This window comes from Arthrobacter sp. B3I4, from assembly GCF_030816855.1.
Lineage (GTDB): Bacteria > Actinomycetota > Actinomycetes > Actinomycetales > Micrococcaceae > Arthrobacter.
On record NZ_JAUSYK010000001.1, the window covers coordinates 2,528,845 to 2,542,965 of the forward strand.

The 14,121-nt window shown below is 68.6% G+C and carries 12 protein-coding genes; 9 read left to right on the forward strand and 3 right to left on the reverse strand.

All coding sequences use genetic code 11. The annotated features are described in order from the left end of the window. The 4 genes from QFZ61_RS12060 to QFZ61_RS12075 all read left to right on the forward strand — a co-directional run bounded on the left by QFZ61_RS12060 (position 1) and on the right by QFZ61_RS12075 (position 4,175). Positions 1–1,791, forward strand: a complete 1,791-nt coding sequence (locus QFZ61_RS12060) for a thiamine pyrophosphate-requiring protein (RefSeq protein ID WP_307036327.1) — start codon at positions 1–3, stop codon at positions 1,789–1,791. A gap of 3 nt (positions 1,792–1,794) precedes the next feature. Continuing rightward, entirely contained in the window at positions 1,795–2,916 is a 1,122-nt protein-coding gene (locus QFZ61_RS12065; RefSeq protein ID WP_307036329.1) for an enolase C-terminal domain-like protein, read from the forward strand. Positions 2,917–2,990: 74 nt separating this feature from the next. Then, positions 2,991–3,746 (forward strand): ZIP family metal transporter, encoded by a 756-nt coding sequence (locus QFZ61_RS12070; protein ID WP_307036331.1) that lies wholly within the window; start codon positions 2,991–2,993, stop codon positions 3,744–3,746. 21 nt (positions 3,747–3,767) lie between these two features. Next, positions 3,768–4,175 (forward strand): nuclear transport factor 2 family protein, encoded by a 408-nt coding sequence (locus tag QFZ61_RS12075; protein WP_307036333.1) that lies wholly within the window; start codon positions 3,768–3,770, stop codon positions 4,173–4,175. Positions 4,176–4,183: 8 nt separating this feature from the next. On the opposite strand, the gene QFZ61_RS12080 is transcribed toward QFZ61_RS12075, so the two are convergent. Then, a complete protein-coding gene (locus QFZ61_RS12080) occupies positions 4,184–6,577 on the reverse strand; it encodes an excinuclease ABC subunit UvrA (protein WP_307036334.1) in 2,394 nt (797 codons plus the stop codon). A gap of 101 nt (positions 6,578–6,678) precedes the next feature. Between QFZ61_RS12080 and QFZ61_RS12085 the strand changes: the two genes are divergently transcribed. The 3 genes from QFZ61_RS12085 to QFZ61_RS12095 are packed head-to-tail and all read left to right on the forward strand — an operon-like array spanning position 6,679 to position 9,780. After that, complete coding sequence (locus tag QFZ61_RS12085; protein WP_307036336.1) at positions 6,679–7,902, forward strand: type III polyketide synthase; 1,224 nt, start codon at positions 6,679–6,681, stop codon at positions 7,900–7,902. 4 nt (positions 7,903–7,906) lie between these two features. Further along, positions 7,907–8,626, forward strand: coding sequence for a class I SAM-dependent methyltransferase (locus tag QFZ61_RS12090; RefSeq protein WP_373427155.1), 720 nt, complete (start codon positions 7,907–7,909; stop codon positions 8,624–8,626). Continuing rightward, the gene (locus QFZ61_RS12095; RefSeq protein WP_307036338.1) at positions 8,623–9,780 is read left to right on the forward strand and encodes an NAD(P)/FAD-dependent oxidoreductase; all 1,158 of its coding nucleotides are present in this window, start codon (positions 8,623–8,625) and stop codon (positions 9,778–9,780) included. The genes QFZ61_RS12090 and QFZ61_RS12095 overlap by 4 nt, the downstream gene beginning before the upstream one ends. Before the next feature lie 48 nt (positions 9,781–9,828). Here the strand turns inward: QFZ61_RS12095 and QFZ61_RS12100 are convergent, their stop codons facing one another. Next, entirely contained in the window at positions 9,829–10,233 is a 405-nt protein-coding gene (locus QFZ61_RS12100) for a nuclear transport factor 2 family protein (protein WP_307036340.1), read from the reverse strand. Between the two features lie 45 nt (positions 10,234–10,278). Between QFZ61_RS12100 and QFZ61_RS12105 the strand changes: the two genes are divergently transcribed. Then, positions 10,279–11,235: a hypothetical protein gene (locus tag QFZ61_RS12105; RefSeq protein WP_307036342.1), complete on the forward strand. Its 957-nt coding sequence runs from the start codon at positions 10,279–10,281 to the stop codon at positions 11,233–11,235. A 9-nt stretch (positions 11,236–11,244) separates the two neighbouring features. Then, a complete protein-coding gene (locus QFZ61_RS12110; protein WP_307036343.1) occupies positions 11,245–11,970 on the forward strand; it encodes a peptide deformylase in 726 nt (241 codons plus the stop codon). Here QFZ61_RS12110 and QFZ61_RS12115 read toward each other — a convergent pair. Further along, positions 11,967–14,045, reverse strand: coding sequence for a S9 family peptidase (locus tag QFZ61_RS12115; RefSeq protein WP_307036345.1), 2,079 nt, complete (start codon positions 14,043–14,045; stop codon positions 11,967–11,969). The genes QFZ61_RS12110 and QFZ61_RS12115 overlap by 4 nt on opposite strands. Positions 14,046–14,121 lie beyond the last annotated feature (76 nt).

Below are 14,121 nucleotides of genomic sequence, written 5' to 3' on the forward strand. Positions count from 1 at the left end.
ATGGCAACTACAGTGGCTGACTACCTGCTTTCCCGCCTGGGCGAGTGGGGCATTGACAAGGTCTTTGGTTTCCCCGGCGACGGCATCAACGGCATCCTCGCCGCCTTCGAAAAAGCGGGCAACAAACCCAAGTTCATCCAGGCCAGACACGAAGAGATGGCCGCGTTCGAGGCGGTGGGCTACGCCAAATTCGGTGGCCGGGTGGGCATCTGCATGGCGACCTCCGGTCCCGGGGCAATCCACCTGCTCAACGGGCTGTACGACGCCAAGCTGGACCATGTACCGGTGGTGGCCATCGTGGGGCAAACCGCGAGGAGTGCCATGGGCGGCTCCTACCAGCAGGAAGTTGACCTGGTGTCCCTGTTCAAGGACGTGGCCTCCGATTACGTCCAGATGGTCACGGTTCCGCAGCAGCTGCCCAACGTCATCGACCGCGCCATCCGGATAGCGGAGGCGCAGCGGGCCCCCACCGCCGTGATCATCCCGGCCGACGTCCAGGAACTCGACTACGCCGCCCCCACCCACGAGTTCAAAATGGTGCCCTCCAGCGTCGGCATCCGCTGGCCTGACATCCAGCCCGACAGTGACGCGATCCGCGGAGCCGCGCAGCTGCTGAACGAGGGCACCAAGGTGGCCATCCTGGTCGGACAGGGAGCCCGCGGGGCCGCTGCCGAGGTACGGCAGGTGGCCGAGCTCCTCGGCGCCGGCGTGGCCAAGGCACTGCTGGGCAAGGACTCGCTGCCCGATGACCTGCCCTACGTCACCGGGTCCATCGGACTGCTCGGCACCCGGCCCAGTTACGAGATGATGCGTGACTGCGACACCCTGCTCACGGTGGGCTCCAGCTTCCCCTACACCCAGTTCCTCCCCGAACCGGGGCAGGCCCGCGGGGTCCAGATCGACGTGGACCCGAAAATGATCGGGCTGCGTTACACCAACGAGTTCAACATCGTCGCCGACGCCGCCACCGCCCTGCGGGCACTGATCCCGCATCTGGACCGCAAGCAGGACCGGTCCTGGCAGGAGGACCTGGAGGCGTCCATCAGCCGCTGGTGGGAAACCATGCACGAGGAGGCCATGGTCAGCGCCGACCCCGTCAATCCGATGCGGCTCTTCGCCGAGCTCTCCACCCGGCTGCCGGAGGACGCGATGTTGAGCGCCGATTCGGGCTCGTCGGCCAACTGGTATGCGCGGCAGCTGAAGTTCCGGGGCGGGGTCCGCGGTTCACTGTCAGGGAACCTCGCCACCATGGGCCCCGGTGTTCCCTACGCCATCGGCGCCAAGTTCGCCCATCCCGGCCGCCCGGCCATCGCTTTCGCCGGTGACGGGGCGATGCAGATGAACGGTCTCGCCGAGTTGATAACCATTAAGCACTACTGGCGGGAGTGGGATGATCCGCGCCTGGTGGTGGCCGTCCTGCACAACAACGACCTTAACCAGGTCACCTGGGAAATGCGGGCCATGGGCGGGGTGCCCGCGTTCCGGGAGTCCCAGGCCCTCCCCGACGTCGACTACGCCGGATTCGCCGAGAGCCTGGGGCTGCAGGGCATCCACGTGGACCATCCCGACGACGTCGGGCCGGCCTGGGAAAAGGCACTCAGCGCCGACCGGCCCACGGTCCTGGACGTCCGCACCGACCCGGACATTCCGCCGATCCCGCCGCACGCCACGTTCGAGCAGGCCCGAAAGACGGGCGAGGCCATGATCAAGGGCGACGACAGTGCCTGGGGCGTGGTCAAGGAAGGGGTTAAGACCAAGATCCAGGAATTCCTGCCACACAAGGAGGGCTGACGCATGGCCGTGCCAGCCCTATCCGTTGCCGAGGCACCCATCACGGCCCTGCAGGCCACCGTCTACACCGTGCCCACCGACGGTCCCGAAGCTGACGGCACGTTCAGCTGGGACTCCACCACCATGGTGCTGGTCCACGCGGCCGCGGGCGGAAAGACCGGACTTGGCTGGACCTACGCCCCGGCGGCGGCGGCGCGGCTGGTTGAAGGGCTTTTGGGCCCCGCCGTCCAGGGCGTCGACGCACTTGACGTGCCCGCCGCAGCAGCGGCGATGGCGCGGGCGGTGCGCAACCCCGGCCGCACGGGCCTGGCGTCCTACGCCATCTCGGCCGTCGACTGCGCGCTCTGGGACCTGAAGGCCCGCCTGCTGGACCTGCCGCTGCACCGGCTCCTCGGAGGAGTCCGGGACAAAGTGGACGTCTACGGAAGCGGGGGGTTCACCACCTATTCGGACGATCAGCTCCGGGAGCAGCTTGAGGGCTGGGCGTCGGGCCAGCGCATTCCCCGGGTGAAGATCAAGATCGGTCAGGACGGCGGAACAGACGAGCCCCGGGACCTGGAGCGCATCCGGCAGGCACGCGCCGCCGTCGGGCCCGGGACGGAACTCTTCGTCGACGCCAACGGCGCCTACACCGCCAAGCAGGCGGTCCGTGTTCTCCGCAGGGCTGCCGAAGACCACGTCACGTGGTTTGAGGAGCCCGTCTCCAGCGACGACCTCGCGGGCCTCCGTGTTGTCCGCGGCGCGGTGGACGCCGACGTTGCCGCGGGTGAATACGGCACCGGGCTCCCCTATTACCAGCGCCTGTGCGCAGCGGACGCTGTGGACTGCGTGCAGGCCGATGTGAGCAGGTGCGGCGGCATCAGCGAATGGCTGCGCATCGCTGCCGTGGCCGCCGCCCACGGGCTGGAAGTTTCGGGGCACTGCGCTCCCCACCTCAGCGCCGCCGTCGCCGCCGCCACCCCCAACTTCCGCCACCTGGAATGGTTCCACGACCACGTCCGCATCGAGAACCTCTTCTTCGACGGCACCCTGGACCCGGATGGCGGGTGGGTGCGGTCCGGACCCGGGCCCGGCAACGGACTGACACTCCGAAGCGCCGCCGCCGAACCTTACCGGGTCCGCTGACAAACGAGAGACAGGACGAGGGAACAGATGGAAAACCGACGCACCGGCCAACACCGGCAGCCCGGGGGCTTCTGATGGCCATGTGGCTGCAGGCCTGGATGTGGGGCACCATCGCCGGGGCGGCACTGGTTGTGGGATGCGCGCTGGCGTGGAAATGGCAGATCCCGTCCAAGATGGTCTCCTCGGTGATGTCCTTTGGCGCCGGCGTGTTGATCTCGGCCCTCGCCTTCGGACTGGTGCAGGAAGCCGTCAACGGCGGCGGCCTCTGGCCGACGATCGGCGGGTTCGCCACCGGGGCCGTGGTCTACGTCGCCGCCAACGCCTTGCTCGCCCTCAGAGGCGCCAAACACCGCAAGCGCTCCGGCGGGAAGCAACCTTCGGAGCAGCAGAAGCCAGGCAGCGGCACCGCCATCGCAATCGGAGCCCTTTTGGACGGCATTCCGGAGTCGGTGGTGCTGGGCGTGGGGCTGGTGACGGCCGGCGCGGTCAGTCCGGCCATGCTGGCCGCGGTCTTCATTTCCAACGTCCCGGAAGGCCTTTCCAGCACCGCTGGGATGAAGAAGGCCGGACGCAGCGCAAAATATGTGTTCGGAGTGTGGGTCGGCATCGCCGTTCTGTCAGGACTTGCCGCCCTGGTCGGGTTCCTGGTCCTGCAGGGCGCGCCAGCTCAGGTCGTCGCCTTCATCACCGCCGTAGCCGCCGGAGCCATCCTGGCGATGCTCGCGGACACGATGATCCCGGAAGCTTTCGAAGAACACCATCTCCTTACCGGCCTTATCGCCGCTGTCGGTTTCCTGGCAGCCTTCACCGTCGACCAGGTGGGCGGCTGAACCATGAGCGAAAGGAACCCCATGAGCACCGATCCAAGCAACCGTGGACCCGCCAGCGCGGTCGTCGACCGCCACTCCGTCCTCCGGCGCTACTACGCGGTCCTGCGCGGTGGCGCGGACGCCTACCGCGACGGTCGCGACCTCCTGCCGCTGCTGGCCGATGACTTCGTGTTCGAAGGCCCCATCGCCGGCAGGATAGCCGGCGGCGCCAGGTTTCTTCACGGGGTACGGGGGTTCATCGAAACCGTCAAGGACCTCACTGTCCTGCAGACTGTCACCGCGGCGGACGGCGCGGCAGTGCTGTACGACGCCGAGCTGCCCGGGGGTGTGGTCCGGTTCTCCGAGTTCTTCGAGTTCGACGGCGGCAAGATCCGCGAACTTCGTATCCAGTACGACGCCGCAGACTACCTCGCCAAGGGCGGCCGCTAGCGCCCGGATCACACTCCGACGTACGCGGCCAGGTGTTCCCCGGTGAGGGTGGAGCGCGCCGCCACCAGTTCCGCGGGCGGGCCCTCGAAGACGACCCGGCCGCCGTCGTGCCCGGCCCCGGGCCCAAGGTCAATGATCCAGTCGGCGTGCGCCATCACCGCCTGGTGGTGCTCGATCACGATCACCGACTTGCCGGAATCGACCAGCCGGTCCAGCAGCCCCAGGAGGTTTTCGACGTCGGCCAGGTGCAGGCCCGTCGTTGGTTCATCGAGGATGTAAACGTCGCCCTTCTCGGCCATCTGGGTTGCCAGCTTCAGCCGCTGCCGCTCGCCGCCGGACAGCGTGGTGAGCGGCTGCCCCAGACTGAGGTAGCCGAGGCCGACGTCGGACAGCCGGTCAAGGACCTTGTGCGCCGCCGGTGTCTTCGCGTCCCCCGCGCTGAAGAATTCCACCGCCTCACTCACGGGCATCGCCAGGACCTGGGCGATGTTCCGCCCACCCAGGGTGAACTCCAGCACCGACGCCTGGAAGCGTTTGCCTTCACATTCCTCGCAGGTGGACTCCATCGTGGCCATGACGCCGAGGTCGGTATAAATCACTCCCGCACCGTTGCAGCCGGGGCAGGCTCCCTCGGAGTTGGAGCTAAAGAGCGCCGGTTTGACGCCGTTGGCCTTGGCAAACGCCTTCCGGATCGGCTCAAGCAGCCCACTGTACGTGGCGGGGTTGCTGCGCCGGGAGCCGCGGATCGCGCCCTGGTCGATGATGACGACGCCGTCCCGTCCCGCCACCGAGCCGTTGATCAGCGAGCTCTTGCCGGAACCGGCGACGCCGGTGAGCACGCACAGCACCCCAAGTGGAATGTCGACGTCGACGTTCCGCAGGTTGTTTGTCGATGCTCCCCGCACCGCCAGGTTCCGGGAGGAGGAACGCACGGAGGCCTTGAGCGCGGCGCGGTCATCCAGGTGCCGCCCGGTGATGGTGGCACTCCCCCGAAGCCCTGCCACGGTGCCCTCGAAGACCACCTCGCCGCCGGCGCTGCCGGCGGCCGGGCCGAGGTCGATCACGTGGTCGGCAATCGCGATGGTCTCGGGTTTGTGTTCGACGACGAGCACGGTGTTGCCCTTGTCCCGCAGCTGCAGCAGCAGCCGGTTCATCCGTTCGATGTCATGCGGATGCAGGCCGATGGTGGGCTCATCGAACACGTAGGTGACGTCGGTGAGCGAGGACCCCAGGTGCCGGATCATCTTGGTACGCTGCGCTTCCCCGCCGGACAGGGTGCCCGCCGGCCGGTCCAGGGAGAGGTAGCCCAGGCCGATTTCGGCGAAGGAATCCAGGAGGTGCTGCAGGCCGCCGACCAGCGGTGCCACCGACGGTTCGTCCAGGTCCCGCACCCAGTGCGCCAGGTCAGTGATCTGCATCGTGCAGACCTCGGCGATGTTCTTGCCCTTGATCCTGGCGGACCGAGCCTCCTTGCTGAGCCGGGTGCCGTCACACTCGGGACACCTGGCGAAGGTGATCGCCCGGTCCACGAACGCGCGGATGTGCGGCTGCATGGACTCCGGATCCTTGGACAGCATGGATTTTTGGATTTTCGGGATCAGGCCCTCGTAGGTGAGGTTGATGCCCTCGACCTTGATCTTGGTCGGTTCCTTGTACAACAGGTCGTGCAGCTGCTTCTTGGTGAACTTGCTGATCGGCTTGTCCATGTCGAAGAAACCGGAGCCGCTGAAGATCCGGCCATACCAGCCGTCCATGCTGTAGCCGGGGATGGTGAGGGCGCCCCCGGCCAGTGACTTGCTGTCGTCATAGAGGGCGGTCAAGTCGAAATCGGACACCGAACCCATGCCCTCGCAGCGCGGGCACATCCCGCCCAAGTAGACCACATCGTGGACCACGCTTTTCTCGACCCGGCCGGCTTTCTCGGTGCTCATCACCCCGCTGGCTTTCCGGGTCGGGACGTTGAAGGAGAACGCCGTGGGCGGTCCGATGTGCGGGCTGCCGAGCCGGCTGAAGAGGATCCGCAACATGGCGTGGGCGTCGGTGGCGGTGCCGACGGTGGACCGGGGGTTGGATCCCATCCGCTCCTGGTCGACGATGATCGCCGTCGTCAGTCCCTCGAGCAGGTCGACGTCGGGCCGGGACAGCGAGGGCATGAAACCCTGCACGAAGGCGCTGTAGGTTTCGTTGATCATCCGCTGCGACTCCGCGGCGATTGTGGCGAACACCAGCGAGCTCTTTCCTGACCCCGAAACGCCGGTAAAGACCGTCAGCCTGCGCTTGGGGATCTCGACGCTGACGTCCTTGAGGTTGTTCTCGCGGGCGCCCTGCACGCGGATCAGGTCGTGGGTGTCGGCTATGTGCAACCCCGGCGGCTGCGGGTCGGTGCTGGCGGGCATGCTCATAGCTTAGAACAGGGGGTCCCCTTCGGCCCGGACCGGCTGGCGGCACAACGGGACGCCGGGGCGGCAATTGTGATATTCCGCGGCCTCCCACAGAATGAACCATGACGGTCTACCTGAGGTCCCTTGAAACTGCTGTTCCGCCCACCGTGCTGATCCAGTCCGAAGCCCGGGACGTGTTCGCCGCCCAGCCGGGATTGAGCCGGCTGGGATCCCGGCTCATCAGTACGTGTTTCGACTCGGCAGCCATCGACACCCGCTACACCGCAGTGAGCGAGCTGACCACCGGCAGCAGGGCCGAGAATCCGCAGTTTTTTGACCCCGGCACCGGCCAGTTGCTGAGCCCGAGCACCAAGGTGCGGAACGACATCTTCGCCGTCGAGGCCACCAAACTCTTTATTGAGGCAGCGGAGAAGGCGGTCGCCGCGTCCCCGGGCATCGATCCCGGCGACATCACGCATCTGGTGACGGTTTCCTGCACCGGGTTTTTCAACCCCGGTCCCGACTACAAGATTGTCCGGGCGCTCGGGCTCAATCCGTCCGTCCAGCGCTACCATCTCGGTTTCATGGGCTGCTACGCCGCCTTCCCTGCCCTCCGGGCGGCAAAGTCCTTCTGCGACGCCGACCCGGAAGCAGTGGTGATGGTGGTCTGTGCCGAGCTGTGTTCCCTGCACGTGCGGACCTCCAACGATCCGGACACCATTATGGGTTCGGCCTTATTCGCCGACGGCGCTGCTGCCGCGATCATCAGCGCCCGAGACTTCCCGGGCCAGCCGGCGCTGATGACCCTGGACCACTTCGAGACGGTCCTGACGCCGGTCGGTGAGGAAGCGATGGCCTGGAACATCGGCGACGAAGGCTTTGAGATGGTCCTGGGGACCTACGTTCCGCACATCATCGACGACCATGTCGTCGGTGCCCTCGAACCGCTTTTGTCCCGGGACGACTCGCTGGCCGGACTTCCCTATCGTGACATCCAGCACTGGGCCATCCATCCCGGCGGCCGCAGCATCCTGGACAAGGTCCAGACCCGGCTGGATCTCAGCGACGACCAGCTGGTCCCGGCCCGCGAAACGCTGCGCAACTACGGCAACATGAGCAGCGCCACGGTGCTCTTCGTGATCCGGCACATCCTGGACCTCCCGGCAGGAACCGGCCCTGCGGCGGCCGGCGACGCCGGCGCGGAACGTATCTGCTCGATGGCGTTCGGGCCCGGGCTGACGGTGGAAACCGCGCTCTTCACCAGGCTTCCGGCGCCGCCGGCGGATCAGCCGGACCCGGATGCGGCACTGGCCGCTGCGCTCCGGCCCGCGTCGGCCCTGGCCTGAGCGCGTGCTCCTGCTGCCGGCCCGCGCCGTAGACGCCGTCGAGGAAATGGACCGGGAGGACTGTGAACCGGTCCGGCTGGACCGGACCTACGCCCAGTTCTCCCTGGTCAACCGGGCGGTCTCCGGCTGGCGTGGCATCTACCTGCGGCAGCTGCGACCGCTGCTCACCCGGGAGAGGGTGACCACCCTGCTGGACATCGGCTGCGGCGGCGGCGACGTCCCGGTGCAGTTGTCCCGCTGGGCGGAGCGGGACGGGCTGCGCCTGGAGATCACCGGCATCGACCCGGACCCGCGGGCCGCCGCGTTCGCCGCCCGGCGGAGCCGCTCCGGCGTGGTCTTCCGGCGGCAAACCTCCACGGAGTTGCTGGCCGCCGGTGAGCGCTACGACGTCGTGGTCTCCAACCATGTGTTGCACCACCTGAGCCCCGAGGTTCTCCCGCGTTTCCTGGCCGAATCGGCCGCGCTGAGCACCGGCGCCGTTCTCCACAACGACTTGCGGCGCAGCGCGGCCGCCTTTGCGCTGTTTTCCGTCGGCGCCCTGCCGTTCCGCGGCTCCTACATCCGGCAGGACGGCTTGACCTCCATCCGGCGCAGCTACACACCGGACGAATTACGGGCCGCCGCTCCCCCAGGCTGGGCTGTACTCCCCGGCTTTCCGTACCGCAACGTGCTGATCCACCGCGCAACCACTTCGGGGGAACCGAACAGTCGGGCCGGCGCGTGAGTGACGTCCTCATCCTCGGCGGCGGGCCCGTCGGGCTCTTCATGGCCGCGCTGCTGCTGGAGCAGGGAATCAGGGTGCGGGTGCTCGAACAGCGCCATGAACCGGAACAGCACTCCCGGGCCATCGGCATCCACCCGCCCGCCCTGGAGGCGCTTGCCCGGGTAGGCGTGGACCAGGAACTCGTCCGCCTGGGCGTTCCGATCCGCCGCGGCGTCGCGCTCAACGGCGGCAGTACGCTGGCCGGCATGTCCTTCGCGGGCGTCTCCAAGCGGTACCCGTTTGTGCTCTCACTGCCGCAGGGCTGCACGGAAGCGGTGCTCCGGCGGCGGGTGCAGCAGCTTGACCCGGAGGCCCTTGACCGCGGGGTGCGCGTGACCGGCCTTCAGAACGACGGCCGCCAGGTTTCCGTAGAGGCGCTACGGGACGGACGTGCGGCCGGATACTCCGCGCCGCTCGTGATCGCAGCCGACGGTGTCCGGTCAGCTGCCCGCGCCGCGCTCGGAGTCCCGCTGCGGGGCAAGGAGTACCCGGACCGGTATTTGATGGGCGACTTCGCCGACAGCACGGCGTTCGGCCCCGACGCGGCACTGTTCCTGGCCCGTGACGGCATCGTCGAATCGTTCCCCCTGCCGGGAAAGCTGCGCCGCTGGGTCGTCCGGCTGGGGCCACACGACGCGGACGCGGCCGGCGCCGGGACGAACGGCTCCCCAGCCGACGCCGGGTGGCTGGCCGGGGAGGTGGAGCGGCGGACCGGAATCGGGATTGATGCCGCCAGCAACAGCATGCTCAGCGGTTTCGGAGTGCGCTCGCGCGTGGTCCGCCGGATGGTCACCGGCCGCTGCGTGCTGATCGGCGACGCGGCGCACGAGATCAGCCCGATCGGGGGCCAGGGCATGAACCTGGGCCTGCTCGACGCCCTCGCACTGGCGCCGCTGGTGCCGGGGCTCATAGCCGGCGGCCGCAGCGGCGTCCCGGCGTTCGAACGGCGCCGGATGCGCCAGGCAGCCCGGGCAGCGCGGCAGTCCGAAATCAACATGGCGCTGGGACGGCCGCTGCCGGGAGGGCTGCTGGCCGCCCGCAACGGTGCGGTGGCAGCCGTTGGCGCCGTCCCGGCCGTCAACCGCTTTGCGGCCCGGCGCTTCACTATGCAGTGAACGCTTTAGATGCAGTGGGGGGCCGACGGCGGTTGGCGCCGGAACAGCCTAGGCCGGCTGGTAGTAGCAGTCGTAGCTGTGCTGGCTGGTGATCCGGCCGTTCAGGACCTCAAACACCGAGGCGGTGCGTGCCCGGATCTCATCCCCCCTGTCCCAATACGGCAGGTCCATTTCCGCCGTCGCGGACCACTCGGCCTCAACGACCACCCTGCCGCCCTCGCAGGTGCTCCGCAGGATCTCGAACCGCTGCCCGGAAACAACCTCACCGCTGCGCTCGGCACCGTCCAGCACTTCCGAACGGTTCCGGGTCGACCCCTGCGGCGCCAGCAGATGGGGTGCTTCCGTCAGCACGAAGTCGCCGGCCAAAAACGGACCCAGTGCCTCGGCGCCGCCCCCGGTTTCAATGGCCCGCAACAGGCCCAGGACGCATTCAAGGGGTGCGGGGAAGGTCATGAGCTTCAGACTAGCGGACGCGAGGAGGCGGCCTAGACTGGCCGCATGGGCAGCGTTCCCCAGCTCCTCCAGCGTGCCGCCACAGTCCTGGCCCTGCTGGCTGCTGCCTCCTGCAGCGCGGCACCCGCCGGCACGCCCTCCGCGCGTACGGCACCCGCCGGCGCACCCTCGGCGTCCGCCACCCCCGCCGGGCCGTTGACGGCGGCGATCAACCAGTTCCGCGACAACTACAGCAAACAGATCATCGAGATCCAGTTGACCAACACGACGGACAAGACGGTCACGGTGCGGGCAGCGGTGGTCCAAAGCCCGCTGTTCCAGGCCGGGATCAGCTGGACCTCAGCGGGAGCGGGAACCGAACTGCCGCCGGGCCAGACAAAGAGCCTCCCGGCACTGCTTCCGCCGGCCTCGTGCCCGGGCCCGCGGCCTGACGCCAGTGAGCCGGCAACCGCAGCTGGGGCAACCGTCAGGATCCAGGTCGCCCCGGAGAGCGGGGCGGAAGAACCCGTCACGGCAGCGGCCGACCCGTTCGGCGTCCTCGCCCGCAACCAGGCCGAGCTGTGCCTCGCGCAGGCTGCCGCCGCGGTTGCGGTCTTCCGGTTCAGCCCAGACCTGGAGGTGGCAGCGGACGGCCGCACCGGCGTCCTCCGCCTGGAAATCATGCCGCGCAACCACGCTGGCGCTGCCGGTGATGGACCCGGTGATGGCAGTGGAAGCCTGACCATCGACAGCATCGCCGGAACGACCCTGCTCGAAGAGGACCCCGGCGCGCCCTGGCCCGCCGGCCTCTGGGTGCACTCGACCGGCCCGGCCAGCACCGTGCGGCTGGGCATCAGGCCTGCGCGCTGCGATCCGCATGCCGTCGCGGAGGACAAGGTCGGCACCCTGATTCCGGTGCGGGTCACGGTCGGCGGAAGGGAAGGAGTCCTGAAGGTGGACGCCGGGACGCAACTGCGGGGACGTCTTTACAGTTTTGTCACGAGCGCGTGCGGCCGGCAGTAGTCTGTTCCCATGTCTGTTCCGATGTCCGCAGAGACCAGAAACACCGCCCCCCACACCACGTACAGCACCGAGCGCATCCGGGAAACGGTGCACCAGGTCCTGGACTCCGAGGTGCTGCCGCCCATCGTCCAGGCCGGGCACCCGGTGCTCCGGCACCAGGCGGCGCCGTTCACCGGCCAGCTCGACGACGCCGAACTCGTGCGCTTGATCGACCTGATGCGCCGGGTCATGCACAAGGCTCCCGGGGTCGGCCTCGCCGCGCCGCAGCTCGGTATCCCGCTGCAGATCGCCGTCCTTGAGGACACGTTCGACGTCGGCCCCGAGGTTGCCGCGGCCCGCGGCCGCGAACCGCTTCCGTTCTTCGCCATGTTGAATCCGGTATACGAGCCGCTGGGGCCGGGGTATAAGGCGTTCTACGAAGGCTGCCTCTCGGTGAACGGACTGCAGGCAGTGGTCAGGCGGCCGGAGTCGGTGCGGCTGGAGTACACCGCACCGGACGGTTCGGCCCGGCAGCGGGACTTCACCGGCTGGCAGGCGCGCATTGTGCAGCACGAGACGGACCACCTGCGCGGCATCCTCTATGTGGACCGCGCGGAGCTGCGCTCGCTCAGCAACAACGCTGAATACGCGGCACGCTGGGCTCAGCCGGATATCAGCTACGCCCGGCAGGAACTGGGGTTCCTGCCGGGCGCAGCTGCTGATGATTCGGAGCCTGGTACCCCGAACGCGGGTTAGTCCCGCGGAGCCGGGTTGGCCGCCGTCGGGATGTGCCGGGACCACCACTGCAGGATCTGATCGAAGCGCTGCTTGCGGTGGTGCGGGGTGCCGGAGCGCGACAGCTCGTGGTTCTCACCCGGGAAAACCAGGAACGCGGCCTCCACGCCCAGCTGCTTGAGGGCAGTGAAATAGCGCTGGCCCTGCTCCACCGGGCAGCGCAGGTCCTCCTCGCTGTGGATCACGAGGGTGGGTGTGCGCACCTGGTCCACCCGGGCCATCGGGCTTTGCGCCGCCATCTGTTCGGCCGACCGTCCGGTGTACTCGCCGCCGAAGAACCAGCCGATGTCCGCGGATCCGGTGAAGCTCACCGGGTCCAGGAAACCCCGTTCGACGATCGCTGCCTTGAACCGGTGGTCCTGGCTGATGGTCCAGGCCGTCAGATAACCGCCGTAGGATCCGCCCATGATGCCCAGGGAGCCGCCGTCGAGTTCCTCGAACTTCTCCAGCGCCCCGTCGAGGAAGGCCAGGACGTCCTGCATGTCGACGGTGCCCATCCGCTCTTTGATGGTGCGGCCGTGCGCCTGCCCGTAGCCGGCGGACCCGCGGGGGTTGCACATGAGCACCGCATAACCTGCCGCGGCGTACACCTGCGCCTCGTCGAACAGCGCGCCGGTGAACTGGGCGAATGGGCCCCCGTGGATGTTGAGCAGCACCGGGTGCGGTCCCTCGCCCTCCGGCTTGACCAGCCAGCCGTGGACCGGGTAACCGTCCCCTGAAGCGAAGGTGAGTTCCTGCGGGAGGAGGATCCCGGCCTCGTTCCGCAGCGGCGCTGAGAAGTCGCTCAGCACCCGGAGGCCGCCGCCGGCTTCGAGTACCGCCACGTCGCCCGCGGTTTCCGCGTCGCTGACGCTCAGCAGCACCGTGCCGTTGCCTTCGGCGGCGCCGGTGACGACCCGCTCCCCTTCGACCAGCAGGCTGCGTTGCCCGTCGGGGCCGAATTCGAGCAGTTGCACGGCCCCGCGATGGTTGTTCAGCACCAGCGCCCCGTCGTCGCCGCGCAGTTCGATTCCGCCGGTGATGTCGGCAGTTTCGACGTCACTGAGCAGGAGGGCGTCGCCGCCTTCGGCCGGCAGAACGTAAAGTGCCGTGTTGCGGGCCACGAAGTCCAGGCCCGAGGCGCCCATGTCCTGGGCCGTGAAATACAGCCACCGGCCGTCGCGGCTTTGGCGCACGCTGGACACCGACTGCCGGCCGGCGTTGCCTGGCGTGACCGGTTCCGGTTCCGCTCCCCCGTCCTCCGGATCGAGGCGGAGCCGGTAGATGCCGCTGGCAAGGTCGCTATCGCTGCCCTCATGCAGGGCGGCAGTGAAGTACACGGCCCGGCCGTCGGTGCTGTACGTGGCACCGTCGTGGTCGGTGGTGCCCGCTGTGAGCTGCCGGGCCGTCGGCAGGCTCCCGGAGTCCTTGCCCGCGCCGCCCTTGCCCGCGCCGCCGGCGCTCTCCGCCGAGGCGGCCTCCGCCGAGGCGGCCTTCGCCCGGCCGGCCGGGGCGACCGGGGGCTCATCGTCGAGTGCGGGGACCTGGACGACGAACAGCTGGAGCGGCTTGTCCGCCGTGTAGCCCACACCGTTCATCCGGTACTTGTAATCGGTGATCAGGCGGGCGTCCTCCCCGCCGGCGGAGACGCCGTCGACCGTTCCGTAGCGGCCCTCTTCCGGTGTCCTGGCACTGAAGACGATGCTTCGGGAGTCCGGCGACCAGGTGAAAGCGCTGACGCCGAGCGGAGCGTCCGTTAACGGGACGGGCTCACCGCCGGAGGCCTCGACAAGGTGCAGTTGCGGTTTGCCGCCGGCCTTGGCGCGGAGGAAGGCCAGCACCTGGCCGTCGGGGGAAAACCCGGGCGAGGTGTCGCGGAATCCCCGGGTCAGCCGGCGCGGCCGCAGCGCCGGATCGGTCGGCACGCTCCACAACTGGCCCACGTAGGCGTCGGCGTCGAAATCAGGCCGGACCACGGACACGACGGCGAGGGAGCCGTCCGGGTGCACAGCGGGGGCTGAAACGGACTTGAGCAGGGGCAAATGTTCAGATTTCACGATTGCGAGCCTAGCCCCCGCCGCCCAAGAGGTGAAACACATCACACCGGCGTTGCGCGCCGGGCCGCACCGCCGC